The sequence below is a fragment of the Actinokineospora baliensis genome (genome assembly GCF_016907695.1).
Classification (GTDB): domain Bacteria; phylum Actinomycetota; class Actinomycetes; order Mycobacteriales; family Pseudonocardiaceae; genus Actinokineospora; species Actinokineospora baliensis.
On the sequence record NZ_JAFBCK010000001.1, the window covers coordinates 6,613,109 to 6,639,042 of the forward strand.

Below are 25,934 nucleotides of genomic sequence, written 5' to 3' on the forward strand. Positions count from 1 at the left end.
TCGAGCCTAATAGCGAGCGGGACGCTACCGCCAGGTCCTGGCAACAACCCTCTTCATGCGGTTGTGACGTCGGCTACCCCGCCCGCGACCTCGGTGACCTCGGCGGGCACCCCGCGGGAGAAGGAAGCGTCCCGCCAGGTGGACGTGTGCCGGAAGGACGCGTCGCGGAAGCGGGCCTCGTCCTGGAAGGTGACTTCGTTGAAGTTGGCGTGCCCGCCGAACTCCGCGCCCTGGAACCACGCCTGACCGGTGAAGGTGGTGCCGCGGAACCAGGCGTAGCCGTCGAACCGCGTCCCGCTGAAGTTGGCCCGGTACTGGAAGCTCGCCATGGCGAAGGTCGAGGAGCGGATCCGGCAGCGGGACAGGTCGAAGTCGATCAGCACGGCGCCGGTGAGGCCGAGGTCCATGTCCGGCCAGAACTCCGCGAGCTCGGGGCGCAGGTGCAGCAGCAGGATCCGCTGCACCGCGCGCCGGACCTCCCGCTCCTGCAGCCGCGAGCGGTGCTCGGGCAGGGCCGCCGGGTCGGCCGGGGTGGTGTCCTCGGGCGGGTCGAACGGCATCCGCAGGTACGCGCAGTAGACGTTGACCACGGTCTGGCGGTGGCCGGGGTTGTCCTGGGCGAGCCGTTCCAGCGCGTACAGCCCGGCCATGCGCACCGGCGCCTTGTCGGAGCCGAGCTGGTCGGCGGCCTTGGTGTAGAGGTCGGTGATCCGCCGCTCGACGCCGTCCTTCTCGGTGATCGCCGCCATCCGGTCCTGGTGCGCCTTGGCGTCGGCGGCCACGTCGCGCTGGTGGGCCAGCGCCCGTTCGCGGTTGTCGAGGTCCTGCTCGGTGGTCCGCTGCCTGCGCCACGACAGGTACAGCGCGAAGACGCCGCCACCACCGATGCCGATGCTCAGCCCGATCCGCAGGGCCTCGAACCGGGCGGTGACCAGCTTCTCGCCGGTGAGGCCGCTGGTCGCGGGCCACCACAGCAGCCCGACGGCCAGCACCGTGAGCGCGACGATGCCCACCGCGACCAGGGCGATGGCCTTGCCGGAGATCGGCTTGGCCCGGGGCTCGGGGGAGTTCACCGCCGCTGCCCGGTCACGGGCGGACGAGCGTGCGGCCGCCCCGGCCCGCGCGCATGTCGGCGAAGGCGGTCTCGATCCCGTCCAGCCCGACCTCGGCGGTCACCAGCCCGGCGACGTCGAGCTGGCCCGCGGCGACCAGGTCGAGCAGGCGGGGGATGTCGACGTCCGGGTCGGCGGAGCCGAAGAGGCAGCCGGTGAGGGTGCGGCCGAAGAAGTAGAGCTCGAGGGCGCTGAACTCCACGATCGCTTTGGCGGAGCCAACTCCCACCACCACGACGTGCCCACCGCGGCGGGACGAGGCCCACGCCGTGCGGATGGAGGCCGGGACCCCCGCGCACTCGAAGGCGACGTCCGCGCCCCGCCCGTCAGTCAACTTCCGGACCGTCTTGGCGGTGGTGTCGTCTGCGAGGACGAAGTCGGTAGCGCCGTGTGCGCGCGCCAGAACTTCCTTCTCCGGCTGCACATCAACGGCGACGATAGGCCCGGCACCCGCGATCCGCGCCGCCTGCAACACCGAAAGCCCTACGCCACCGAGCCCCACTACGACAACCGACTGCCCGGCCTTCACTTGCGCGGTGTTGAACACGGCGCCCGCACCGGTAAGGACCGCGCAACCCAGAACCGCCGCCTGCTCGAAGGGAACGTCGGTCGGGATCTTCACAACCGCGCGCTCGCCGACAATCGTCTCCTCGGCGAAAGCCCCCGTGCCGAGCCCCGGGTACAGAGGCGTCCCATCGGGCAACGCGGCATGCGGAACCCCCGCAGCGTCAGCCGCCCGCTCACACAAGTACGGCTCCCCCTCAAGGCAAAACCAACACTCCCGACACGGCGGCGCCCAGTTGAGGACCACGTGATCCCCCGGCCCCACCCGCGTCACACCCGCCCCGACCGAAACGACTACGCCAGCCCCCTCGTGGCCTAGCACCGCGGGGACAGGTTGCCTAAGAGTCCCGTTCGCCAGCGAGAGATCCGAGTGGCACACACCCGCCGCCACCACCCGCACCCGAACCTGCCCCGGCCCAGGCTCCGGCAGCTGGATGTCCCCAACCACCAACAGCTCGCCCTGCCCCCGCAGCACCGCGGCCCTGACCATGCGTCTCCCTCAGCCGAGCATTCGTCCCCGGGGGAGACTACGTCGATCAGACGAAGGCGTTGATGCCGGTCAGGGCGCGGCCGATGAGGAGCTTCTGGACCTGGCTCGTGCCCTCGTAGAGCGTCATGACGCGGGAGTCGCGGAGGGTTTTGGCGGCGGGGTACTCCTCCAGGTAGCCGTAGCCGCCGAAGACCTGGATGGCGAGGTTGGCGGCGTTGACGGCGTTCTCGCTGGCGAAGAGCTTGGCCATGGAGGCCGCCGTGCCGAAGGGTTGGCCGCGGTCGACGAGGTCGGCCACCCGCCAGACCAGCAGGCGGGCGGCGTCGGTGTTGACGGCCATGTCGGAGAGCATTTCCTGGACGAGTTGGTAGCTCGCGATGGGTTTGCCGAACTGCAGCCGTTCCTTGGCGTACTTCACGCTCGCCTGCAGGGCGCTGTTGGCCAGGCCGACGCACCCGGCCGCGACCGACATGCGGCCCTTGTCCAATGCGGACATCGCCACCTTGAACCCGGCGCCCTCGTCACCCAGCCGCGCGGACGACGGGACGCGGACGCCGTCGAGCACCAGTTCCCCGGTCGACTGGCCGCGCAGGCCCAGTTTGCCCTTGATCTCCCGGTGCTGGAACCCGGGTGTGGCCGTGGGGACCAGGAACGCGCTGATGCCCTTGGGGCCGGGGCCACCGGTGCGGGCGAACACGAGCGCGAGGTCGGCCCAGGTGCCGTTGGTGATGAACATCTTCGAGCCGGTGATGACGTAGTCGTCGCCGTCGCGCGCGGCGCGGGTGGCGAGGTTGGCCGCGTCGGAGCCGGTGTCGGGTTCGGTGAGGCCGAAGCAGGCCAGGGACTCCCCGGAGGCGATGCGCGGCAGCCAGTGCGACTTCTGCTCGTGCGTGCCGTACGCCGCGATCGACTTGCCGACCAGGCCGAGGGAGACCGAGACGATGCCGCGGATGGCCGAGTCGCCGCGGCCGAGTTCCTCCATCATCAGGCAGTACGACAGGTGGTCGCCGCCGGAACCGCCGTACTCCTCGGGCAGGGTCAGGCCGAGGAAGCCGACGTCGCCGAGCTTGCCGACGATCGCGCGGTCGACCTGCTCGCGCCGGTCCCACTCGGCGGCGTTGGGCACCACCTCGCGGTCGATGAACGCCCTGGCCAGGTCCCACAGGGCCTGCTGCTCATCGCTGAGGGCCAGATCCACGCCGGTCTCCCGTCCATAAACCAAACGGTGTTAGGTTCGCTCAGGATAGGATCGGCACCCCGTCCCAGGCAACCAGGTGGACCCATGCCCCGCCCGCGCACCCCGCTGCTGGACCGGCCGCGCATCCGCGCCGCCGCGCTGGCCGCGGTCGACCGCGACGGCCTCGCCGGGCTGTCCATGCGCAGGCTGGCCACCGACCTCGGCGTGCAGGCGCCGTCGCTGTACTCGCACTACCGCACCAAGGACGACCTGCTGCAGGACGTCGCCGAGGACATCATGTCCACTGTGGACACCTCAGGGTTCGCCGACGGCTGGGTCGCTGGCGTGCGCGGCTGGGCCCGGTCCTACCGCGCCGCGCTGGCCGCGCACCCGAACCTGGTCCCGGTGCTGGCCGCGGGCCCCGCGCGCAGGCCGACCGCGCTGCTGCGGGCCGACGCGGTGCACGGCGGATTGGTCGGCGCGGGCTGGCCGCCCCGGCACGCGACCATGATCGGCGCGTCCACCAAGTACCTGGTCCTCGGCGCGGCGATGAGCTCGTTCTCCCGCGGGTTCGAGGACGACGTGCAGGTCTACGTCGACCGGTACCCGCACCTGGACCAGGCGCACCGGCTGCGCGAGCACGCCGACGAGATCGACGCCGACAGCTTCGAACTGGCGCTGGACGCCTTCATCCACGGTCTGACCGCGCTGCACGCCCGGGTGGCACGAGACCGTCCTTAGCCGCCTCGAACACCGCCAGCGCGGTCGCCGACAGCGCAGGTGACTCCAGCGCCCACTGCTGCCAGAACAGCGGCACGTCGACCCACTGCTTGCCCAGCAGCACCAACTCCCCCGCCGCCAACCGGGCCCGTGCCTGGCTCGTCGGCGCCAACCCCCACCCCATGCCCGCCGCGATCGCCTCCAGGTACGCCTCCGAGGAGGGCACGTGGTGGCGCTGCGTACCGGCTGGCGCCTTGGTCACCGCGCGGGCGAAGCGGTCCTGCAGCTCGTCGCGCCGGTCGAACACCACCACCGGCGCCGCGCCGATCCGCTGCCGCCACTGCCCGTCCAGCCACTTCGCGACGAACCCGGGCGCGGCCACCGGCAGGTACCGCATCAGCCCGAGCGGCCGCACCGAGCACCCCGGCACCGGCTCCGGCGATGAGGTGACCGCCGCCATCACCAGGCCCTCCCGCAGCAGCGCCGCGGTGTGCGACTCGTCCTCCCGGTGCAGGTCGAAGCACACGTCCGGCACCCGGGTCAGCGCGGGCAGGAACCAGGTGGCCAGCGAGTCGGCGTTCACCGCGATCGGCAACCGGACCGACTCCCCCGGCTCGCCGAGCCCGGCCCGCAGGTCCAGGTCGAGCTGCGCGAGCTGGCGGGCGAAGCGCACCACCTGGGTACCGGACTCGGTGGGGCGCACCGGTTTCGTGCGCAGCAGCAGCACCCGGCCGGTGCGCTGCTCCAACGCCTTCACCCGTTGGCTCACCGCCGACGGCGTCACGTTGAGCGCGGCCGCGGCGGCGTCGAAGGTCCCGTGCTCGACGACGGCGAGCAGCGTGCGGACCTGGTCGAGCGGGAGGTCACCCATCACGATCGCTAAAGATACGTAAGAACCTTTAGCTGGTGTCAACCCCGACCCCGGTCATACGGTCCGCGCATGGGAATCGCGGTTCTCGCCGGTTTCGGCACTGGCCTGTCGTTGATCGTCGCCATCGGCGCGCAGAACGCCTTCGTCCTGCGCCAGGGCATCCTGCGGCAGTCGGTGCTCCCGGTCGTCGCCATCTGCGCCCTGTCCGACCTGGTGCTGATCGGCCTGGGCGTCGGCGGGATGGGCGCGCTGGTGGCCCAGTACCCGACGACGCTCACCGTGGTGGCCGTGGTCGGCGGGCTCTTCCTCCTCGCCTACGGCCTCCTGGCCGCCAAGCGCGCGGTGCACCCGTCGACCCTCTCGGCAGTCGGCGGCGGCACGGGGTCGACCCGCGCGGCGGTGCTGACCTGCCTCGGCCTCACCTGGCTCAACCCGCACGTCTACCTCGACACCGTGGTGCTGCTGGGCACCATCGCCGCCGCGCACGGCAGCGCGCGCTGGGAGTTCGCGGTCGGCGCCGCGGTGGCCAGCGTGTGCTGGTTCGCGGGCCTGGGTTTCGGGGCGCGGCTGCTCACCCCGGTGTTCGCGAAGGCGGCGTCGTGGCGGGTGCTGGACGCGGTGATCGCGGCCACGATGACCGCGCTCGGGGTGTCGCTGCTGGTGGGGGCGTGAGGTCCACGCCCCCACCGGCTAGCCGACGCCCGCGCCGTGCAGGGCCACCCACCGGCGCATCGCGTACTCGACCATGGTGATCAGCGTGCTCTTCACCGACTGCCGGTCCCGCGCGTCGCACGGGACGATCGGCACCTCCTGCCCGATCGCCAACGCGTCCCTGACCTGGTCGATGCTGTGCCCGAGCACCCCGTCGAAGCAGTTCAGGCCGATCACGTAGGGCAGGTTGCGCTCCTCGAAGAAGTCGATCGGGGAGAACGAGTCGGCCAGCCTGCGGGTGTCGGCGAGCACCACCGCGCCGATCGCGCCGCGCACCAGGTCGTCCCACATGAACCAGAACCGCTGCTGACCGGGGGTGCCGAACAGGTACAGCACCAGGTCCGAGTCCAGCGAGACGCGGCCGAAGTCCATGGCGACGGTGGTGGTGGCCTTGTTCGGCGTGGCGGCGGTGTCGTCGATGCCCGCGCTGGCGCTGGTCATCACCGCCTCGGTGGTCAGCGGCATGATCTCCGAGACCGAGCCGACGAAGGTCGTCTTGCCCGCGCCGAACCCGCCTGCCACCACGATCTTGACCGAGGTCAGCCCGCCGCCCGGTGCAGGGGCGTCATAGCCTGCGGAGTCCACTCAACACCCTTTCCATCAGCACCAGGTGCGCCTTGTTGGCGCCGCCGGTCGCGGTCTTGTGCACGGCGACCAGACCCAGTTGGGCCATGTCGCCCAGCAGGACCTTGGCGACCCCGAGCGGCACCCCGAGCAGGGTGGCCACCTCGGCGACCGACCGCGGGTCGTGGCAGAGCGCGCCGATCGCGCGGTGCTCGGACTCGGCGAAGGCCGAGGCGTCCCCGGCCCGTTCGCTGGTGGACACCATGGTCTCCACGCGCAGTTCGAAGTTGGACTTGGTGCGGCCCCTGGTCCAGGCGTAGGGCCGGACGATGGCGGCGTCCTCGTCGGCGGCGAACACCTCCACCGACCCCACCTGCTCGACCGCGGCGGGTGCCTGGTCGACCTGCTCGGCCGCTTCACCGGCCGGCCAGTCCGGTTCCGCGGACCGCTCCGGCGGCGCCGGTTCGTCCACTTCGGACTTGCGGCGCCTGCGCGCCCGGCCGCCGCCGAGGGTCAGGTTCGCCATCACGTCGGCGAAGGTCTGCTCGGGTTCCGGGGCGCCGCCCCGGTTGACGCTCGCGCTCATGCTGTGCTCATGCGGGCTGCCCCACCATCCTCCCGGCGGTCCCCTGCAGGGCCGCGCGCAGTTCCGGGGTCAGAATCTGGCCCACCCGGTCCACCAGCAGCGTCATCTCGTACGCCACTTGTCCGATGTCGCAGGTCGGGGCCGCGAGGATCGCTAAACACGACCCGTCGCTGATGGCCATCAGCAGCATGATGCCGCGCTCCATCTCGACCACGGTCTCCTTGACCGCGCCTGCCTCGAAGCAGCGCGCCGCGCCCTGGGTGAGGCTGACCAGTCCGGAGGCGACCGCCGCGAGCTGGTCGGCCCGGTCGGTTGGCAGGCGCGCGGAGGAGGTGAGCAGCAGCCCGTCTGCGGACACCACCACGGCGTGCGCCACGCCGGACACCCGCTCGGCGAAGTCGTTGACCAACCACCCGAACTGGTTTGGTTTGGACTGCGTGGACGTCATCGTGCTCCATTTCCCGTCGGTGACGGCGGCTGCATCGGTTCGGTTGACTGCGTGCGAGCTGGCTCAGGCATCCCCGCCTTCTTTCTCGGTGTCCCCGTCGTGGTCCGGGTTGTGCTCCGGGTGCTGCGGGTGCCGCTGCGCGATGCTGCTGCGGCCGCGGCCGATCCCGCGCTGCAGGCTGCCCAGCCGCGAGCGCAGCGCCTCCGCGTCGCGCTCGACCGGGACGGGGGCCGCCGCGGGCGAGTCGGCGCCGAGGCTGCCGGGCAACAGCCGTTCGCGCGGGGTGCGCTTGGGCAACCCGCCCTCGGGTTGGGGTTCGTTGCCCGCCTGGGTGAGCGCCTCCGCCGCTTCCCAGCCCGCGTCCTGCGCGAAGCGCCACCGGGCGCCGCGCAGGTCGAGTCCCTGCGGTGCCTCGGCTTCCGGTGAGGCGTGCGCGGGGGCGTGGTGTGCGCCCCTGGCGCGGTGGATGCCGCGCTGGTAGTTCGACAGCCGCTCGCGCATGTCCTCGGGGTCGCGGCTGTGGCCGGGTCCGCGCCGGGTGGCGCGGCGGCCGGGCTGGTCGACGCCGCCGGGCACCAGGTTCCGGCGCGGGGTGCGCCGGGGCAGGCCGGAGTTGGTGAAGTCCTCCGGCTCGGCGGCGGTGACCGCGCGAGCGGTGTGGAAGCCCCGGTCGGCGGCGAAGTCCCAGTCCGGCACCTGGGTGGCGTCGGCGGCGGTGGAGTTCGGGTCGTCGGTGACCGCGCGGAACCACGCGGAGACCATCTCGTCGAAGATCGGCGTGGTCTCGTGCAGCGCGGCGGCGGGTGGCGGCTCCGCCGCGGGCGGGCTCTGGTGCACCAGCGTGGTGTCCCACCAGGTGCTGTCGCCGGGCTCCGGGTCCGGTTCGACCGGCGCGGCCGGGTCGGTGCCGGGGGTGAACTGCTCGGGCAACGCCGTCGGGCTGAACAGCGCCTGGGTCTGCTCGACCTCGGGGACCTCCGGCGGGACCGCGCCCCTCGGCGAGCGGCGCGGCAGCGGGACCCCGTCGCCGTTGGGGGTCGGCGGGGGGATCGGCGGCGCCTCGGGCAGTTCGGCCCCGTCGCCGCCGGGCACCCGGGTGGGGTCCCACTTGGGCTTGCCGTTGGCGAGCCTGCGGGCCAGACCCGCGGTGAACCCGCTGGGCTGCCCGTTCGACCCGTTGGCCCCGTTCGACCCGTTCGACCCGTTGGACCCGTTGGACCCGTTCGACCCGTTGGACCCGTTCGCGCCGTTGGCGTGGCCGTTGCTGTGCCCGTTGGCACCGTTGGACCCGCCGGTGACCGGCGTGCGCCGCGCGGCGGGACCGCGGGGCGCCTCCTGGCCGATGTCACCCGCGACGAGGTCGGCGGGCACGGAGATCACCGCCCGGATCCCGGTGGGTGTCCCCGGCCGCAGCCGCACCTCGACGCTGAGCCGGGCGGCGAGCCTGCCGACCACGAACAGCCCCATCCGGCGGGAGGTGGAGGCGTCCACGGTGCGGCTGTCGGCGAGGCGGGTGTTGGCGTCGGCCAGTTCCTGCTCGCTCAGGCCGATACCGCGGTCGACGACCTCGATGCGCACGGCGCCGGTGTCGGTGACGTGGCTGGTGATCGTGACCTGGGTGGCGGGCGCGGAGAACGCGGTCGCGTTGTCGAGCAGTTCCGCGGTGAGCCGGACGAGGTCGCCGACCGCGTAGCCGACCACGAGCACCGCGGCGGGCGGGGCGATCACCACCCGCTGGTACTGCTCGATCTCCGAGACCGAGGCGCGCAGCAGGTCGCTGAGCTGGGTGGGCTGCTGCGCCCGCCTGGCCAGGTCGCTGCCGGAGAGCACCATGAGGTTCTCGTTGTTGCGGCGCATCCGGGTGGCGAGGTGGTCGAGCTGGAACAGCGTGGCCAGCTGGTCGGCGTCCTCCTCGTCGCGCTCGAGCCGCTCCAGCAGCTGCAGCTGGCGCTGGACCAGCCCCTGGCTGCGGCGGGAGAGGTTGACGAAGACGTTGCTGTAGTTGGCCCGCAGCCCGGCCTGTTCGGTGGCCAGCCGCAGCGCCTGCTGGTGCACCGCGTCGAACGCCCTGGCCACCTGGCCGACCTCGTCGTCTGGCAGCACGGCGACCGGTTCGACCACCGGTTCCACCACGTCGTTGCCGTCGCGGATGCGGGCGACCGCGGCGGGCAGCCGGTTGGTCGCGACCTCCAGCGCGCCCCGGCGCAGCAGTGCGAGCGAGCCGAGCAGCTGCCTGCCGATCACGATCATCACGGCCGCCGCGGCGACCAGGGCGAGGATCAGCACGACCGCGGCCAGTCCCGCCGCGTCGCTGGCCTCGTCCTGCAGCGCCGAGGACCGCTCCTTGATCTCGGTGCCGAGCAGGGCGCTCACGGCGGTGATCCGCTCGGAGACCTGCTCGGACGCGGCGTTCCAGTCCACCGAGGTGATCGGCAGCGGCACGTTGACCGAGGCGCTGCCGTCGGTGCCGTCACCGACGGCCAGGCGCAGCAACTCCGTCCTGGTGCGCACTTCCGGCGCGTCGTGCAGGGCGTCGTAGCCCGCCTGCTGGCGCAGGGTCGCGATGGAGCGGAAGTCGGCGGTGCGCTCGGCGAGCCGGGATTGGGACGCGCGCAGGCTGTCCAGGTCGGCGGCGTTGAGGCCGCCCCTGGCGATGCCGATCGCGACCAGTCCCTGCTGGTAGTAGACCTCTTCCTTCGCCGCTTCCAAGTCGTGCAACGCGGAAGCGGTGTTGGCCAGCCCGGGGTCGGCGACCTCGCCCGTAGTGGCGCGGTCGAAGTCCAACAGCGCGCGGATCACCTGGGTGTAGCCGCCGAGCGCGGTACCGCTGTCGACCGCACCCGCGCCTACTGGGCGCCGCAACGCCGTGAGCGTGTCGAACGCAGAGCGCACATCGCGCAACCGCGCACGGGTGACCTCGGTGTCGAAGGTCGCCTTGCCGATCGCGCGGTACATCTCTTCGCGCGCGTAGTCGGCGCTTTGCCGCTCTCCCGCCAGTTCCGCGGCGATGTCGCGGGAGCCGGTGGTGAGCAGCACCGCGGCCTTGGTGCGCTCGCGCTGCAACCAGGTGAGCGCCTTGCGCAGGCTGTCGTTGACCGCGACGAGCTTGTCCACGCGCTGGTAGGACTCCGCGCGCTCGACCTGGCCGCTGATGCGCAGCACGCCGAGCACGACCGCGAACAGCACCGGGACCAGGATGACGGCGGCGAGCTTGACCGGGATGTTCCAGTCCCGCCACTGGGTCAGGGTGGCCATCGCGGACCGGCCGGCTTCCCCACCGGCGGTCGCTGGCCCGCTGCGCCTGGCGGTGTCGCGGTCGGCGCCGGTGTCGAGGTCGACGTGCGCCGCGCGCTCCGCCTCGCGCACGCCGAAGGCGCCCGCTGGACCGGCCTTGACGGCGGTGCTGCCGGAGGTGCCGTCGGACGACACGACGCGGCTCACTCGCGGGCCTCCGTGCCTGCCCGTTGCCGGTCTAGGAGTAACACCCTCACCGCGTCGATCTCCCTTCGACGACGAATTCCCATGACACCGCCCGCGGCGCGCGACGACCCGACAGCGATGGCCCGACAGCGGAGCGCCGATTCCCCGCACCGCTCGATGACCCTTCCGACATCGGCGCGAGTTCGGCGAGAACTTGAGTGCCGATGCTACCCCGATCCGGCGATCTTCCCCGGCGCCGATCTGACCTGCGGGAATTGCCGATCGCACCGGTGATCTCCCGGTCGCGACCGGGAGGATAAAAGATCAACAGCGGGTTTCGGTCACGCTTAGCAGCGAATTCTTCGCCTTGATACCTCGATCGGGTATTTCCCCGGATGAATCCGATATCCGCCCGGCCATGACCGCGTTGACCTGGTACTACGCAGGTGGCGGCGCTGTCGATCACGTTCGGCCGAGTGAGTGAGCCGTGGTCCGACCAGGTGGGGGCACCACGCAGAGAGGCATCAATTCACTATTACGTGTGATCCGATTGGCCCGGCCGATCCGAGGTGAAACCGGTATCGTTCGGTGACCCGAGGCTGACCGCGGCAGCGGCCCCCGACCGGTTCCCGGCCCCTGTGGACAACCATTGGCACCCCGGTTCCGGTCCCGGCTAGCATGGCGCCGCCAAGCCGGTGCGCGGTTGTTCGCGCATTCGGTGAAATCACCCCGGCGCCGCCCGAGGAACGCCACCCACCGCGATTCCACGTCCCGGATCGACGCCGCCCCCACCATTTCGGAGGAAAAGCATGACCGAGGTCGCCGGACGCCGGGCGGCGTCCACCCCGACGGCCCCGCCGGTACCACCGGCACCGGGCCAAGCCGGGCCGTCGGCCACCTTCGGCGGTATCGACCACCCGGTCGGCACCGCGGGCGCCGACGGTCCGGACTTCGACGCGATCCACCGCAGCCCGGAGTTCACCGCGCTGCGCTCGCGGTTCCGCCGGTTCGTCTTCGCGCTCACCGGGCTGTTCCTGGTCTGGTACCTGTCGTACGTGCTGCTGGCCGCCTACGCGCACGAGTTCATGTCCACCCGGGTGGTCGGCTCGGTCAGCGTGGGCCTGCTGCTGGGCTTCGGGCAGTTCGCCACCACGATCCTGATCACCGCCGTCTACGCGCGGTGGGCGCGCCGCCGCATCGATCCCGACGTGGCGGAGTTGCACGAGCTGGTGGGGGGTCGGCGATGAGCGTCCTCGCGCAGGGCCAGGTCGGCGACCCGGTCCTCAACTCGGTGGTGTTCGGCGCGTTCGTGGTGATCACGCTCTACCTGGTCTACCGGGTGGGGTCGCGCGGGAGCTCCACCTCCGACTACTACGCGGCGGGCGGCGGGCTCACCGGCGTGCAGAACGGCGTCGCGCTCTCCGGCGACTTCCTGTCCGCGGCGTCGTTCCTCGGCGTGGCGGGCGCGATCGCGATCCACGGCTACGACGGGTTCATGTACTCGATCGGCTACCTGGTGGCGTGGCTGGTCAACCTGCTGCTCATCGCCGAGCTCGTCCGCAACACCGGCCGCTTCACCATGGGCGACGTGCTGGCGTTCCGGATGCGCCAGCGCCCGGTGCGCGCCGCGGCGGCCACCTCGACGCTGGTGATCTCGCTGTTCTACATGCTGGCCCAGATGGCGGGCGCTGGCGCGGTGGTGGCCCTGCTGCTCGACGTGCACACCAAGGGCGGCCAGGCGCTGGTGATCAGCGTCGTCGGCCTGATCATGATCTTCTACGTGCTGGTGGGCGGGATGAAGGGCACCACGCTGGTGCAGATCATCAAGGCCGTGGTGCTGCTGCTGTGCGTGGTGCTGATGACGGTGTTCCTGCTCGGCAAGTTCGGCTTCAGCCTCACCGCGCTGCTGGAGCAGGCCGCGGCCAACAACACCAAGGGCGAGAAGATCATCGACCCCGGCGTGCAGTACGGCCGCACCCCGATCACCACCCTGGACTTCATCTCCCTGTCGGTGGCCCTGATCCTCGGCGCGGCGGGCCTGCCGCACGTGCTGATGCGGTTCTACACCGTCCCCGACGCCCGCCAGGCCCGCGTCTCCGTGGTGTGGACCGTGGGCATCATGACGGTGTTCTACGGCGCCACCCTGATCATCGGCTACGGCGCCTCGGCCCTCGTCGGCTCCGAACGCATCCTCAGCGCCACCGGCCGGGAGAACGCCGCGGCCCCCCTGCTGGCCTTCGAGATCGGCGGCACCGTCCTCATGGGGGTCGTCGCCGCGGTCGCCTTTGCCACCATCCTCGCGGTCGTCGCGGGCCTCACCATCACCGCATCGGCCTCCTTCGCCCACGACGTCTACGCCAACATCCTCCGCAAGGGCAAAGCCGACCCGGTCTCAGAGGTCCGAGTGGCCCGCCTCACCGCCATCGTGATCGGCGTCCTGGCCATCGCGGGCGGCATCTTCGCCAACGGCCAAAACGTCGCCTTCCTGGTGGCCCTGGCCTTCGCCTTCGCCGCCTCGGCGAACCTGTCGACCCTGCTGTACTCGCTGTTCTGGAAGCGCTTCAACACCAACGGAACCCTGTGGGCCATGTACAGCGGCCTCGGCTCCTGCCTCCTCCTGGTCTTCTTCTCCCCCGTCATGTCCGGCGCCCCCACGTCGATCGTGTCCGGAGTGGACTTCCACCTGTTCCCGCTGTCCAACCCGGGCATCGTGTCGATCCCGATCTCGTTCGTGTGCGGGTACCTGGGAACGGTGCTGAGCCGCGAGAAGGCAGACCCGGCCAAGGCGCGCGAGATGGAAGTCCGCGCCCTGACCGGGATCGGCCGATAAAGACCACCCTCCGGTTGCCCGGCCCTCGGCGGGAGCTTGGGCCGGGCAACCACCCTTCGCGGGTCGCTTGTCCACAACGTGCTTGCCTGTCCACAGGCTCGTTCGCTGCGCCTGGTTCTGTCGGTGCGCCTCGGTAGGCTGTGTATTCGGGGGATCTTGGGGTAGATGATCTTCGGCTCGTCGCTTCGCGCCTTGCATCGGGTCCTCGCCTCGGCTGCGCCATCGGGGCCGGTCGCGAGTTAACTGCAGGCTCGATGTGGTGGACCTGTTTTGCGTGGGGCCCCTACGACAGCCGTGGCAGGACCGCAAAGCAGGGGCCGAAAAGCATGGCCCTGTCCGCGCAGCAACGCTACGACTGCCGCTCCCCCACACAAAACAGGTCCACCCCATCGAGCAGATGGCACCAGCGACTTCCGGGAGCGGTGGTTGGGCTGGGTGGGTCGGCTCGGTGGGTTGGGCTGGCGGGGCTGACCCGGGGGGCTGGGTTGGGTGGGCCGGCTCGGGGGGCTGGGTTGGGTGGGCCGGCTCGGGGGGCTGGGCGCGGCGGCTCGATGGGGCGGACTTGTTTTGCGTGGGGTGGCGGCAGTCGTAGCGTTGTGCGCGGACAGGGCCATGCTTTTCGGCCCCAGCTTTGCGGTCCTGCCACGGCTGGCGCAGGGGCCCCGCGCAAAACAAGTCCGCCCCATCGAGCAGTTGGGGGCGGCGGCTTCCGGGAGCGATGGCTGGGCTGGCGGGGCTGATCCGGGGGGCTGGGTTGGGTGGGCTGGCTCGGCGGGCTTGGGCTGGCACCAGCGGTCTCCGGGAACGGTGGTCGGGCTCCCACCGACGGTCCGCTCAAGCCGCCCGTGATTCCGGAGGCTCTGGAGCCGTTAGCGCCCGGCCCGCACCGCTAGCGGGGATCGTCCTTTGAGGACATGAACGGCAAGGCCGCCAAAGCGAGGACCGCTGGGACCACGGTAAAGCCGAGGGTGATGGCCAGGTGGGCCGAGGCAGGCTGGTCGACAACCCCGCCTGGGGTGTAGTCGCCCAGGGCCAGGAGGAGGCCGAACAGGCCGGGACCAAGTGCCAGGCCGAGGGTCTCGCCCGCTGTCCAGATTCCTGACAGGAGACCGGCTTGGGTTGTGTTGGTGCGGTGTTCTTCGGCGGTGATGATGTCGGGGAGCATGGCCATGGGGAAGACCTGCAGGCCCGCATACCCGATCCCTGTCAGGGCCACGAGGGCCACCAGCACGGCCATGGGCGGCACGAAGGCGACCGCGGCGATCGAGGCGGCGAACAGCACCGTCGCGAGTTGGTAGCCGCGGCGTTTGCCCCAGTGGTGGGCTACTCGCTGCCAGAGGGGCATCACCAGGAGGGCTGGGGCCACGAAGGCAGCGAAGAGGGGGGTTTGGGCGCCGGGGTCGTTGAGGACGACTCGGGAGAGGTAGTCCACTCCGGCCAGGAGGGTGCCGATCCCGACGGCTTGGATGGTGAACGCTGTGAGGAGGCGGCGGAAGGGGCGGGACGAGCGGACCGCGGTCAGGAGGTCGCGCAGGCGGGCTCCCGCGGGTGTGACGCGCGCAACAGGCGCTTTGGCGGTGCCGATGTAGACGCCGAGGGTGCCTAGGGCTATCAGGGCGGCTACGGCCAGGGCCATGACGCGGTAGCCGCCGAGGGAGTCTCGGATGAGGGGGGCTCCGGCGCCGCACAGGAGGATGGCGATGGCGAGGGTGGCGACCCGCCAGGAGATGAGGCGGGTGCGCTCGTGGTAGTCGTCGGTGAGTTCGGCGGCCATGGCGACGTAGGGGACCTGGAAGAACGCGTAGGCGGTCGCGCAGGCCAGGAAGGACACCGCGACCCAGGCGCCGTCGCCGAGCGGGGTGCCGAAGACCGGGGGCAGGAACATCACCGCGAACAGCACGGCAAGGCCGAGGCCGCCGCGCAGCAGGAACGGGCGGCGATCCGTTGCCCGGTCACTGATTCGGCCCGCGACCGGGTTGAACGCCACATCCCACGCCTTGGGCACCAACACGAGCACGCCCGCCACCGCCGCCGGGACGGCCAGCCGGTCGGTCAGCAGCGGGAGCAGGAGCAGACCGGGGACGGTCCCGAACGCCCCTGTGGTAAGCGATCCGAGCGCGTAGCCCACCCGGATCCCTGGCGTCACGGCCATGTCGCCTCCCACCCGTCGGGGGTCCCCCGGGCGCGATAGTACGACCAGTGTGATCGAGTCGGTCATTGCCGGCCCATCCGGATCCGGGCAGGTCGGTATTACAGTGCTCGCCGTGCTCGACTCAGAGGGGTCACCGGGACTGTCCACCCGGCTGCGCGCGTTCCTCGACGACCGCGCGCCCCAGACCCCGTGCCTGGTGCTGGACCTGGACGTGGTCCGGACCAACTACCGCGCGATGCGCGCGGCGCTGCCGGAGGCATCGATCTTCTACGCCGTCAAGGCGAACCCCGCGCCGGAGGTGGTGCGGGTGCTGGTCGAGGAGGGCTCGTCGTTCGACGTGGCCAGCACCGGCGAGATCGACCTGTGCCTGGCGCAGGGCGCCGACCCGGCCGCGGTCTCCTACGGCAACCCCATCAAGAAGGCCAGGGACATCGCCTACGCCCACGGCAAGGGGGTGCGCCGGTTCACCTTCGACTCGGAGGGCGACCTGGCGAACCTGGCCGAGCACGCGCCCGGCGCGCGGGTGTGGTGCCGGTTCCTGGTCGACGCCCCCGCCTCGGGCACCCCGTTCGGCGCGAAGTTCGGCTGTGCCCCGGAGATGGCGTTGCGCCTGCTGGGCAAGGCGGCGGACCTGGGTCTCGCGGTCGACGGCGCGTGCTTCCACGTGGGCTCCCAGCACACCGACCCGGCGGCGTGGACGGCCGGGATCGCCCAGGCGGGCTGGATCGCCGACGGCCTCGCCGAAGCCGGTGTGCCGACCCGCTCGCTCAACCTCGGCGGCGGTTTCCCCGCCTCCTACCGCGACCCGGCGCCGCCGCTGACCGAGCACGCCGCGGCCATCAGGGCCGCGGTGGCCCGGCACTTCCGCTCCCCGGTGGAGCTGGTGGTGGAGCCGGGTCGGGCGATCGTGGCCACCGCCGGGGTGATCCGCAGCGAGGTGGTGCTGGTGTCGCGCAAGTCCGACGCCGACGCCCACCGGTGGGTCTACCTCGACATCGGCCGGTACTCGGGGTTGGCCGAGACCGAGAACGAGTACATCGCCTACCGGCTGCGCACCGCCCACCCGGCCGAGCCGAGCGGTCCGGTCATCATCGCGGGACCCACCTGCGACGGCGATGATGTGATCTACCAGAACACCCCGTATCGTCTTCCGACGGCGCTGCGGGCAGGCGACCACGTCGACATCCTCGACGCGGGCGCGTACACCGCGAGCTACTCCTCGGTGTCGTTCAACGGTTTTCCGCCCCTTCCGACGGTGTTCGTCGGCTGATTTCCTCGCAGGAGGTAAGACAGATGTCGTATGACCGTGCGCCTGAACCGGGCGTGGGTTTCTTCGCGGGCCGACACGTGCTGGCCGAGTTCGACGGGGTTGATCCGTTGTTGCTCAATGATCTGGGCTTCCTGCGGGAGGCCCTGGAATCCTCCCTGCGGGACGCGGGCGCCACCGTCTGCGACGTGGTCGCCAAGCAGTTCGAGCCGCAGGGGGTGACGGTGCTGGCGCTGCTGTCGGAATCGCACGCCTCCATCCACACCTACCCCGAGATCGGGTCGATGTTCGTCGACATCTTCACCTGCGGCGAGACCGCCGACCCGGAACTGGCCGCCGCGCTGCTGCGCGACCGCCTCGGCGCGCTCGAGTCCAGGATCAACACCGTCCACAGGGGACACCCCGTGCCTTCGGAGACCGCCCGATGATCGTTGAACCGCTCGGCCCCGGCCTCACCCGGACGTGGGACATGCCCGAGGTCCTGGTGGACACCAAGACCGACTTCCAGCACCTGGTGATCGGTCGGACCGCCCAGGGCGTCAGCCTGTTCTGCGACGACGACCGGCAGAGCACCGAGTTCAGCCAGCTCACCTACCACGAGGCGCTGCTGGTGCCCGCGCTGCTGCTTGCCAAGACCCTGGACCGGGTGCTGGTCGTCGGGTCGAGCGAGGGCGTGGTGTCGCAGATCTCGGTGGCCGCCGGGGCGAGCGTGGTCGACCACGTCGACATCGACCAGAAGGCCGTGGAGCTGTGCGCCGAGCACCTGCCCTACGGCTACACCGGCGAGGAGTTGGCCAGGGCCGTCGCGCACGACGGCCCGGTGCGGGTGCACTACGCCGACGGCTGGCAGTTCCTGGCCGAGACCCAGGACCGCTACGACGTGGTGCTGGTGGACCTGCCCGACGAGCGGCCGGAGTTCGCCCAGCACAACCGCCTCTACGAGGAGGAGTTCCTCACCCGCTGCCGCTCGGTGCTCACCGAGGGTGGCGTGGTGGTGTGCCAGGCGGGTTGCCAGACCATGTGGCGCAACGAGACGCTGCTGCGTTCGTGGCGCCGGTTCAACGACGTGTTCGGCTCCACGGTCTACTACGGCTCCGACGAGCACGAGTGGGCGTTCCTGTTCGGACTCGCCGAGTCCACCCCGGACACCACCGCGCGGATGCTGCAGCGGCTCCAGACGTTGCCCTACCGGCCGGAGACGATCGACGCGGACGCGCTGCGCGGCAACACCATCGCGCCATACACCGTACGCAAGTCGCTGTAGTCGCGACGCGACCAGACCCGGGCGGGCCAGGAGTTCCTCAGAGCTTCTGGCCCGCTCGCGTGCGGTGGGTGACCCGGCGCTCCACCACGAAGGAGACGAACGGGATCATGCCCGCGACCAGCACCAGCAGCGTGCCCTTGACCGACCAGCGGGCCTTGAGCGCCAGGTCGAAGGCGGCCAGCAGGTACACCGCGTAGAGGAACCCGTGCGCCGGGCCGACGATGGCCACCGGGGTGGTGTTGTCGAAGGCGTACTTGGCGACCATGGCCGCCACCAGGGCGAGCAGGCCGACGCCGACGACGTAGGCCAGCACCCGGTAGCGGGCCAGCGCCCCCCGCACGCCCTTGGCGCCGACCGCCTGGGCCGGGTTCTCCTCGTCGGTCATGCTCATCGGGACTCCTGGTTCGAGCGGGTGTTGAGGTCGGCGAGGTAGCGGTTGTAGGCCGCGAGCTCGTCGTCCTCGTCGTCGTGGGCCACCGCGGGTCGTGGCGGTGGCGCAGGTGCCGGTGCGGGCGCGGGCTGGGCCGCCTCGCGCTGCTTGAGCTTGCGGAACCGCCAGAACATGTAGGCGGGCGCCAGTCCGAACAGCGGCCACTGCAGCACGTACCCGAGGTTCTGGAAGGTGCCGTTGGTGGAGGAGAAGCGCTCCCACTGCCACCAGGCGAGCCCGCAGCAGACGACCAGCGCCAACGCGGACACCCCGACCACGAGGAGTTTGCGTGCCACGCCCGGTTCCCGCACCCGCCGATGCTAACCCGCGGTCGTCGGCGGCTTGCTGAGAGCCGCTCTCAGCCTGCCGCGGCGCGGGCGTAGTGGTCGGCGAGGCCGTAGACCTTCTGGCCGTAGGCGACGGAGTTGTTGTACGAGAACACGCCCTGCCACCAGCCCTTCGCGCTGGTCATGTCCCGGCCGTCGGCGCACAGGTAGCGGGCGGCGGCGAAGGCGGCGTCGTCGATCTGCTGGGGGTCGCCGACCCCGTCGCCGTTGCCGTCGGAGGTCCAGGTGCGCCAGGTCGAGGGGATGAACTGCATGGGCCCGACGGCCCGGTCGACCGTCGCGTCGCCGTCGTAGCGGCCACCGTCGGTGTCGCCGATGGCGCGCACGCCCTCGGAGCCGTCCAGCGGCACGCCGATGATCGGGACCGACGGTCGGCCGTCGGCGCCGAGGGTGGCGTCGCCGAAACGGCCGTGGTCGGACTCGACGCGGCCGATGGCGGCCAGGGTGGCCCAGGACAGGCCGCAACGGGGGCTGTCGGTGCGCACGGCGAGTTCGGCGTTGCCGTAGGCCATCAAGGCCCTGGCGGGGATGCCGGTGGTGCGGCCGAGGCGCTCGGCCCAGGGGCGCAGCGCCTCCGGACCGTTCTGGACGCCCTGGTGCCCCTGCCCCGCGGGCGGCACGGCACCGGCGGCCTCGACGGGCGCGGCGGAATCCGGGTCGACCGCGGCGGGCTGGACCGAGTCGGCTGGGGCGTCCGCGGCGGATGCGGGCACGGTCGCGATGCGGACAACCCAGATGACCGCGGCCGTGACCAGCAACAACAGCGTGACGAGGGCCAACCGCAGCAGCAGTTCGGGACCGCGTCGGGACCTTCGGTGGGGCTTGCCCGCGGGGTTCGTTGTCGCCACCGTGCTCCGGCCTGCCTCGCTGCCCTGCCGGGGCGCGGTGCGCGCGCCGGTCATCAACAGCATCGACGAGGGAGCACAGTGGCGTTACGCGGGGGTAGGGGTGACCGGCACCGCCTCAGCGGCGGTGACCGGGTTAAGCGGCGCCGTCGCGGCGCTGGCGCTGCAGGCGGGCCACGCACCAGGCGGGGGCGCTGCCGCGGCGCAGGTGCTCCAGGACGGTGAGCGGACCGAGCCGCCTGGCCAGGTCGGACGGGGCGAGACCGGCCGCCCGGTAGTCGAGGGCGCGCTGGTCGAGCGGGCTCATGCCCGCGTCCCACCACTCCTCGGCCTCGGCGACGCCGCCGACCATCTGCCACCAGCCCGCGGCGGCGGCGAGCAGGTCGTGCGGCACGTCGGGCAGCCGCTTGCGCATGGCGGAGATGTAGCGCGGGTCAGCCGCCTCGACCGCCGCCCAGCGCGAGGCCCCGGCACGGGCCCGCTGACCGGGGATACCCGGTGCGGCGATGATGGGGGCATCGGCGAGCCATTCGGACGCGATGCGGTGGGCTTCGTCGGCGTCCGCGTCCTGCGCGCGCTCGGCGGTCCACTGTCGGACCAGGGCATCGACCCCGGGATCGTCGAGCATTCTGCCTCCTGGAGGTCTCATGATCACTCGATGGCTGAAACCGTAGGGGCAGGGACCGACAGATCGCCAGAGGCAAAACGGACCAGTTCGCCGAATGGACCCCCAAAGCAGGCAGATCCACCCGGACGGTCCAATATGGATCTTCGGTCCACTGAAGATCATCACCGATCGTGACGGCGCGGCGGCGCCGCCGGTGCCCGGGGCGGGCACCCGGCGGGCGCGGCGGGGCCACTCAGGCGAACAGGTTCTTCAGGAACGTGATGATGGCCTCGGCGCCGTCGCGCAGCCAGGAGAACAGCCCCTGGACCGCCTGCGCGGCCTGGGTGGGCTGGCTGATCACGTAGAACAGCACCAGCGCGACCACGACCAGCATCACGACTTTTTTGGCGTTCATCAGGTCCACTCCGTCCTCGTGCCCGCGCCCGGCCACGTCCCCGACCCCGGCGCCGCGTCCATGATCCCCCATCGGCGACACCGACGGCGGCACTTCGCCGGTCCCGGTCGCCGAGGGTGACCCCGGAGACCCACCACGGACCGCGGTCCGCCACCCCCAGCACCGGGGGCGTCACTCTACGGGCCGAAGACCCCGATCACCCACCGGACACACCGCGCGGGCCTGCCGTCCCAGAATCCTTGTCACCTTTGAGCCGAAGGCCGGGTTGGGACAACGCGCGGGCCGGGTGCGCGGTAGAAAGAACACGTGCCGCCGGGGTCACCACCCGGCGCGCGGGCCCGGAAGGCCAGCGGCCCCTGCCCAGCAGGCAGGCGCCGGGCGCGGGCCGCCATGGTGCGGCCACACCGGAGGCTGTGAGGACGCCACAAGCACCCTCACAGCCATTTTCCGTTTGTGCGCTTGTCCACAACGTGCTTGCTTGTCCACAGGCCCGTTCGCGGCGCCCGGTTCTGTCGGTGGCCGTCGATAGGCTGTATATCGGGGGCTCTTGGATCAGATGATCTTCGTTGGACGCCTCGCCTGCGGCATCGGGTCCGATCCGCGATTTAACTGCCAGCTCGATGTGGTGGACCTGTTTTGCGTGGGGCCCCTACGACGCCCGTGGCAGGACCGCAAAGCCGGGGCCGAAAAGCGTGGCCCTGTCCGCGCTGAAACGCTACGGACGCCGCTCCCCCACACAAAACAGGTCCACCACATCGAGCAGTTGGCACCAGCGACTTCCGAGTGTCCAGTGGTTGCTTCTTGGCCTCGGGGTCGGGTGGTTGAGCTGGCACCTGAGCTCCGAGTGTCCAGTGGCCGGCAATGCCGTCGGAGTCGGGTGGTTGTTCTGGCACCAGCGGCTTCCGAGTGTCCAGTGGTTGCTTCTGGCGTCGGGGTCGGGCGGCTGGGGTGGCACCAGCGACTCCGAGTGCCCAGTAGCCGGGTTCGGTGGTCGGGGTCGGGTGACTGGGCTGGCACCTGGGCTCCGAGTGTCCAGTGGTCGGCAATGCCGTCGGAGTCGGGTGGTTGCTTTGGGTGGGCTGGCTCGGTGGGGTGGTTTGGCACGCTGGCTTCCGAGGAGCGGTGGTCGACCAGGTGGGCTGGCTCGGTGGGCTGGGCTGGCACGCCTGCTTCTGGGAGCGGCGGGCGGGCGGGGTCGGCCCGGTGGGCGGCCTGGGTGGGTTGGCTCGGTGGGTTGGGCTGGCAGCCACACCCTCAACAGAATCTCTAGGCGATGATCGCTGCTTCTCGGAGGCGGGTGATCTCGCTCTCCGGGACGCCAAGGTCGGTGAGGATTTGGGTGGTGTCGGCGCGGGGGGTGCTGGGGGGTGTGGGGGTGTCGGTGGCGGTGCGGCTGAAGCGGGGGGCTGGGGCGGGTTGGGGCTTGCCGCCGACGTTGAGGAAGGTGGCTCGGGCGGCGTTGTGGGGGTGGTGCGGGGCTTCGCCGGGGGTGAGGACGGGGGTTAGGCAGGCGTCGGTGCCTTCGGCGAGTTTGGTCCACTCGTCGCGGGTGCGGGACTTGATGGCGGTGGCTATCTGGGTCCGGAGGGCGGGCCAGGTTGAGGGGTCCAGGTGGTTCGGGGGGTCCTCTAGGCCAAGCACCTCAACCAGTGCCGCGAAGAAGCGGGCCTCTATAGCGCCAACGGCGACGTACTTGGCGTCGGCGGTTTCGTAGGTGTCGTAGAAGGGGGCGCCGCCGTCTAGGAGGTTGGTGCCTCGGGGGCCGGGCCAGAGGCCGAGGTTGCGCAGGCCGTGCAGGCTCGTGGTCAGCAGGGCGGCGCCGTCGACCATGGAGGCGTCTACTACCTGGCCCAGCCCGGACGTTTGGCGTTCGAAGAGGGCGGCGAGGACGCCCATGGCCAGGAGTAGGCCTCCGCCGCCGAAGTCGCCGAGGAGGTTGAGGGGGATGGTGGGTTTGCCGCCCGCGGGGCCGATGGGGTCGAGGGCGCCGGCGACCGCGATGTAGTTGATGTCGTGTCCGGCGGCGGTGGCCAAGGGGCCGTCCTGCCCCCATCCGGTGATGCGGCCGTAGACCAGCCCGGGATTGCGCGCGAGCAACGCGTCGGGCCCCAGTCCCATGCGCTCGGCGACGCCGGGGCGGAAGCCCTCGATGAGGACGTCCGCGCGGTCGACCAGGCGCAGAACGAGGTCGAGGCCCTCGGGGGACTTCACGTCGACGCCGATCCAGTGGCGGGAGCGGGTGAGGGGGTCGTCGGGGTAGCCGAGGACGTCGGCGCCGGGGGTGGCGCGGTCGACCCGGATGACCTCGGCGCCGAGGTCGGCCAGGACGGTGCAAGCGAAGGGGGCGGGGGCCAAGCCTGCGAGCTCGACCACGCGCAGACCGGTCAGTGGTCCCACGGTGTTTCTCCTGGAAGGGGCGGTCACAGGGAGCGGGAGATGATCTCCTTCATGATCTCGTTGGTCCCGCCGAAGATGGGCTGCACGCGCTGGTCGAGGTAGATCCTGGCGATCGGGTACTCGGTCATGTAGCCGTAGCCGCCGTGCAGCTGCAGGCACTCGTCGATCGCCTTCATGGCCCGGTCGCTGGTCCACCACTTGAGCATCGCCACGGTCGGGATGTCGAGCTCGCCGCGCAGGTGCTTGGCGAGGCAGTCGTCGAGGAACACCCGGGCGACGCGGGTCTCGGTGGCGATCTCGGCGAGGGTGAACTTGGTGTTCTGGAAGTGGTACACCGGGCGCCCGAACGCCTGCCGCTCCTTGGTGTAGCGCAGGGTCAGCTCCAGCGCGACCTCCATCGCCACCACGGACGAGATGCCGATGATCAGCCGTTCCTGCGGGAGCTGCTGCATGAGCTGGACGAAGCCCTGGCCCTCGACGCCGCCGAGCAGGTTGCCGACCGGGATCCGCACCTCGTCGAAGAACAGCTCGGCGGTGTCCTGCGCCTTGAGGCCGATCTTGTCGAGCACCCGGCCGCGGCGGAAGCCCGCGCGCTCGGTCTCGACGACGACCAGCGAGGTGCCCTCGGCGCCCTTGGTCGAGTCGGTCTTGACCACGACGATGACGAAATCGCACTGGCCGCCGTTGGTGATGAACGTCTTGGCGCCGGAGACGACGTACTCGTCGCCGTCGCGCACCGCCTTGGCCTTGATGTTCTGCAGGTCGGACCCGGCGCCCGGCTCGGTCATCGCGATCGCGCCGACCCACTCGCCGGTGGCCATCTTGGGCAGCCAGGCGCGCTTCTGCTCCTCGGTCCCGTAGGCGAGCACGTAGTGGGCGACGATGCCGTTGTGCAGCGACACGCCCCAGCCGCTGTCGCCGGAGCGGGCCTGCTCCTCCAGCAGCACGGTCTCGTGCGCGAAGGTGCCGCCCCCGCCGCCGTACTCCTCGGGGATGGACAGGCAGAGCAGGCCGACCTCGCCCGCCTTGGTCCACAGCTCCCGGTCGACCTGCTTGTTCTCGATCCAGCGCTCGGTGTTGGGCGTCAGCTCCTTGGCGCAGAACGTGCGCGCCAGGTCGCGGAAGGCGTCCAGGTCGTCGTCCATCCAGGGGGATCGCTGGGTCACCGGAAGGCCTCCTCGCGGCACAAACAATCCGATCTGCATGTAAGTTCCCCTGTGAAGGTACATGCCGACCGAACTGACCGTAAAGTGCCAGCACACCCGCCAGGCGCGAGGAGGTCCGGAGGTGGCCGTGCGCACGCACCGCACGCAGCAGGAGCGCAGTGAACAGACTCGCGAAGCGCTGCTCGACGCGACCATCGGTTGTCTGGTGGAACTGGGGTACGCGCGCACGACCGTGCAGGAGATCTGCCTGCGGGCAGGGGTGTCCAGGGGTGCCCAGCAGCACCACTTCACCACCAAGGCCGAGCTGATGACCGCCGCGCTGGAGCACCTGTTCGCCCGGTTGACCCGCCAGCTGCGCGAGGCCGCCGCGGATCTGCCGCCGGGCCTGGCCAGGGTCACCAAGGGCATCGACCTGCTCTGGGAGGCCTACTCGGGGACGCTGTCGACCGCGGCCGTGGAGCTGTGGGTCGCGGCGCGGACGGACCCGGAACTGCGCGAGACCCTGCGCCCCGTCGACCGGGCGCTCGGCCACGCGACGCTGGAGCTCTACCGGGAGGCCGCGGGCGTGGAACTGCCGGAGGCGGAGCTGGAGACGGTGCTGCTGCTCAGCGTCAACCTGGTCCGCGGCCTGGCCCTGGACGCGATGATCGGCGGTGACGCCGGGCGGCGCAGCAGGCTGCTGGAGGAGTGGAAGGCGACCGCGCTGGCCCGCTACACCGCGGCGCTGCGCGGCTGAACCCGCCGGTGGCACCCACGGCCGCGCCCGCCCGGTGCAGGCGGACGGGCACGGCCGCGGCTGTGCCTGACTTGCTGGTTTGCGGTGGCCGACCCGGCCCTCGCTCGGGTCGGCCACCGCTACCCATAGATGAGGGCCGCGGGACGCCAACGGGACGTTCGCTTCCGCAAACAATATGGCGGACGTCATCCGGCGCCCCCGACCTGCCAAAATCACGACGTGTCCACCCCACCCGACGCCGAGCCGGACCTGCCAGCACCCCAGCCGACCGGGCGGACGCTGTGGTGGCCGGGGGTGGTCACCGCAGCGGGCATGCTGGTGGCGGCCGCGCTCACCGCGCTCGCCTCGACGCTCCCGCTGGTCGCCCCGCCCGAGATCCCGCCGATCCAGTTCACCGCGAGGGTCGATGAGCCTGGTCTGGCCACCGGCGAAATCACCGGGTCGGGCTTCGGCGGGGCGAGCGGCGAGTTCTACCTCGGGTTGGGGCCGTCCGAGAGCCTCCTGTGGTTGAACCTGGGGACCCTGCTCGCCCTGGCCGCCGGGCTGGTCGCGGTGTTCGCCGTCCTCCGCACCAGCCGCGCGGCGATCATCGCGACGAGGGTCGCGACGGCACTGGGCTTCGGCGTTCTGGCGCCCGCGTCGCTCGGGGTCGCGCAACCCGTGCACGGACTGGACGACCCACTCTTCAGCACCTCCCCCGGTTTGGGCGCGGTGCTGCTCATAGTGGCGAGCGTGGTCGCCTTTGTGGCCATGGTGCTGTCGTGGTTCCCGCACCGAATGCCCAAAAAGGACGACCAGCGGTAGCCCCACCTGCG

25 protein-coding genes are annotated in these 25,934 nt (G+C 71.3%); 9 read left to right on the forward strand and 16 right to left on the reverse strand.

Annotated elements, in window-relative coordinates; all coding sequences use genetic code 11:
• Window positions 1-53 precede the first annotated feature (53 nt).
• The 3 genes from JOD54_RS35840 to JOD54_RS29240 are packed head-to-tail and all read right to left on the reverse strand — an operon-like array spanning window position 54 to window position 3,364.
• The gene (locus JOD54_RS35840) at window positions 54-1,073 is read right to left on the reverse strand and encodes a pentapeptide repeat-containing protein (RefSeq protein WP_204455175.1); all 1,020 of its coding nucleotides are present in this window, start codon (window positions 1,071-1,073) and stop codon (window positions 54-56) included.
• 13 nt (window positions 1,074-1,086) lie between these two features.
• Window positions 1,087-2,166, reverse strand: a complete 1,080-nt coding sequence (locus tag JOD54_RS29235; RefSeq protein WP_204455176.1) for an alcohol dehydrogenase catalytic domain-containing protein — start codon at window positions 2,164-2,166, stop codon at window positions 1,087-1,089.
• Window positions 2,167-2,212: 46 nt separating this feature from the next.
• Window positions 2,213-3,364 (reverse strand): acyl-CoA dehydrogenase family protein, encoded by a 1,152-nt coding sequence (locus JOD54_RS29240; protein ID WP_204455177.1) that lies wholly within the window; start codon window positions 3,362-3,364, stop codon window positions 2,213-2,215.
• An 84-nt stretch (window positions 3,365-3,448) separates the two neighbouring features.
• Between JOD54_RS29240 and JOD54_RS29245 the strand changes: the two genes are divergently transcribed.
• Window positions 3,449-4,084 (forward strand): TetR/AcrR family transcriptional regulator, encoded by a 636-nt coding sequence (locus JOD54_RS29245; RefSeq protein WP_204455178.1) that lies wholly within the window; start codon window positions 3,449-3,451, stop codon window positions 4,082-4,084.
• Here JOD54_RS29245 and JOD54_RS29250 read toward each other — a convergent pair.
• A complete protein-coding gene (locus JOD54_RS29250) occupies window positions 4,032-4,934 on the reverse strand; it encodes a LysR family transcriptional regulator ArgP (protein ID WP_204456784.1) in 903 nt (300 codons plus the stop codon). The genes JOD54_RS29245 and JOD54_RS29250 overlap by 53 nt on opposite strands.
• Window positions 4,935-5,003: 69 nt before the next feature.
• On the opposite strand from JOD54_RS29250, the gene JOD54_RS29255 reads away from it, so the two are divergent.
• Complete coding sequence (locus JOD54_RS29255; RefSeq protein ID WP_204455179.1) at window positions 5,004-5,606, forward strand: LysE/ArgO family amino acid transporter; 603 nt, start codon at window positions 5,004-5,006, stop codon at window positions 5,604-5,606.
• A gap of 18 nt (window positions 5,607-5,624) precedes the next feature.
• Here the strand turns inward: JOD54_RS29255 and JOD54_RS29260 are convergent, their stop codons facing one another.
• The 4 genes from JOD54_RS29260 to JOD54_RS29275 all read right to left on the reverse strand — a co-directional run bounded on the left by JOD54_RS29260 (window position 5,625) and on the right by JOD54_RS29275 (window position 10,684).
• Window positions 5,625-6,230, reverse strand: a complete 606-nt coding sequence (locus tag JOD54_RS29260) for a GTP-binding protein (protein ID WP_204455180.1) — start codon at window positions 6,228-6,230, stop codon at window positions 5,625-5,627.
• Window positions 6,211-6,795 (reverse strand): DUF742 domain-containing protein, encoded by a 585-nt coding sequence (locus JOD54_RS29265; RefSeq protein WP_204455181.1) that lies wholly within the window; start codon window positions 6,793-6,795, stop codon window positions 6,211-6,213. Before JOD54_RS29265 ends, JOD54_RS29260 begins: the two co-directional genes overlap by 20 nt.
• Before the next feature lie 7 nt (window positions 6,796-6,802).
• Window positions 6,803-7,243 (reverse strand): roadblock/LC7 domain-containing protein, encoded by a 441-nt coding sequence (locus JOD54_RS29270; RefSeq protein WP_204455182.1) that lies wholly within the window; start codon window positions 7,241-7,243, stop codon window positions 6,803-6,805.
• A 63-nt stretch (window positions 7,244-7,306) separates the two neighbouring features.
• On the reverse strand, window positions 7,307-10,684 hold the full coding sequence (locus tag JOD54_RS29275; RefSeq protein ID WP_204455183.1) for a nitrate- and nitrite sensing domain-containing protein: 3,378 nt from the start codon (window positions 10,682-10,684) through the stop codon (window positions 7,307-7,309).
• 788 nt (window positions 10,685-11,472) lie between these two features.
• On the opposite strand from JOD54_RS29275, the gene JOD54_RS29280 reads away from it, so the two are divergent.
• Complete coding sequence (locus tag JOD54_RS29280) at window positions 11,473-11,910, forward strand: DUF485 domain-containing protein (protein ID WP_204455184.1); 438 nt, start codon at window positions 11,473-11,475, stop codon at window positions 11,908-11,910.
• Window positions 11,907-13,493, forward strand: a complete 1,587-nt coding sequence (locus JOD54_RS29285) for a monocarboxylic acid transporter (RefSeq protein WP_204455185.1) — start codon at window positions 11,907-11,909, stop codon at window positions 13,491-13,493. Before JOD54_RS29280 ends, JOD54_RS29285 begins: the two co-directional genes overlap by 4 nt.
• Window positions 13,494-14,382: 889 nt before the next feature.
• Here JOD54_RS29285 and JOD54_RS29290 read toward each other — a convergent pair.
• Window positions 14,383-15,645, reverse strand: coding sequence for an MFS transporter (locus JOD54_RS29290; RefSeq protein WP_204455186.1), 1,263 nt, complete (start codon window positions 15,643-15,645; stop codon window positions 14,383-14,385).
• 103 nt (window positions 15,646-15,748) lie between these two features.
• Here JOD54_RS29290 and JOD54_RS29295 point away from each other — a divergent pair, with 103 nt between their 5' ends.
• From JOD54_RS29295 to JOD54_RS29305, 3 genes are read left to right on the forward strand one after another with little or no spacing between them, the layout of a single operon-like run.
• Window positions 15,749-16,915, forward strand: a complete 1,167-nt coding sequence (locus JOD54_RS29295; protein WP_307860378.1) for a type III PLP-dependent enzyme — start codon at window positions 15,749-15,751, stop codon at window positions 16,913-16,915.
• A gap of 23 nt (window positions 16,916-16,938) precedes the next feature.
• A complete protein-coding gene (gene speD / locus JOD54_RS29300; RefSeq protein WP_204455188.1) occupies window positions 16,939-17,340 on the forward strand; it encodes an adenosylmethionine decarboxylase in 402 nt (133 codons plus the stop codon).
• A complete protein-coding gene (locus tag JOD54_RS29305) occupies window positions 17,337-18,176 on the forward strand; it encodes a spermidine synthase (protein ID WP_204455189.1) in 840 nt (279 codons plus the stop codon). Before speD ends, JOD54_RS29305 begins: the two co-directional genes overlap by 4 nt.
• A gap of 37 nt (window positions 18,177-18,213) precedes the next feature.
• On the opposite strand, the gene JOD54_RS29310 is transcribed toward JOD54_RS29305, so the two are convergent.
• The 7 genes from JOD54_RS29310 to JOD54_RS29340 form a co-directional block, all read right to left on the reverse strand.
• Entirely contained in the window at window positions 18,214-18,567 is a 354-nt protein-coding gene (locus tag JOD54_RS29310) for a DUF3817 domain-containing protein (RefSeq protein WP_204455190.1), read from the reverse strand.
• Complete coding sequence (locus tag JOD54_RS29315; protein ID WP_204455191.1) at window positions 18,564-18,917, reverse strand: hypothetical protein; 354 nt, start codon at window positions 18,915-18,917, stop codon at window positions 18,564-18,566. The genes JOD54_RS29310 and JOD54_RS29315 overlap by 4 nt, the downstream gene beginning before the upstream one ends.
• 47 nt (window positions 18,918-18,964) lie before the next feature.
• Window positions 18,965-19,864 (reverse strand): lytic transglycosylase domain-containing protein, encoded by a 900-nt coding sequence (locus tag JOD54_RS29320; RefSeq protein ID WP_372440356.1) that lies wholly within the window; start codon window positions 19,862-19,864, stop codon window positions 18,965-18,967.
• A 70-nt stretch (window positions 19,865-19,934) separates the two neighbouring features.
• Window positions 19,935-20,426: a helix-turn-helix transcriptional regulator gene (locus JOD54_RS29325; RefSeq protein WP_204455193.1), complete on the reverse strand. Its 492-nt coding sequence runs from the start codon at window positions 20,424-20,426 to the stop codon at window positions 19,935-19,937.
• Window positions 20,427-20,658: 232 nt separating this feature from the next.
• Window positions 20,659-20,892, reverse strand: a complete 234-nt coding sequence (locus tag JOD54_RS29330) for a hypothetical protein (protein WP_204457035.1) — start codon at window positions 20,890-20,892, stop codon at window positions 20,659-20,661.
• 1,194 nt (window positions 20,893-22,086) lie between these two features.
• A complete protein-coding gene (locus tag JOD54_RS29335) occupies window positions 22,087-23,217 on the reverse strand; it encodes a CaiB/BaiF CoA transferase family protein (RefSeq protein WP_204455194.1) in 1,131 nt (376 codons plus the stop codon).
• A 23-nt stretch (window positions 23,218-23,240) separates the two neighbouring features.
• Window positions 23,241-24,362 carry an acyl-CoA dehydrogenase family protein gene (locus JOD54_RS29340; protein ID WP_204456786.1) on the reverse strand — a complete coding sequence of 374 codons (1,122 nt, stop codon included), beginning with the start codon at window positions 24,360-24,362 and terminating at the stop codon, window positions 23,241-23,243.
• 142 nt (window positions 24,363-24,504) lie between these two features.
• Between JOD54_RS29340 and JOD54_RS29345 the strand changes: the two genes are divergently transcribed.
• Both JOD54_RS29345 and JOD54_RS29350 read left to right on the forward strand, forming a co-directional pair.
• Window positions 24,505-25,119, forward strand: a complete 615-nt coding sequence (locus JOD54_RS29345; RefSeq protein ID WP_307860379.1) for a TetR/AcrR family transcriptional regulator — start codon at window positions 24,505-24,507, stop codon at window positions 25,117-25,119.
• 219 nt (window positions 25,120-25,338) lie between these two features.
• Entirely contained in the window at window positions 25,339-25,923 is a 585-nt protein-coding gene (locus tag JOD54_RS29350) for a hypothetical protein (RefSeq protein ID WP_204455196.1), read from the forward strand.
• The last annotated feature ends 11 nt before the right edge of the window (window positions 25,924-25,934 follow it).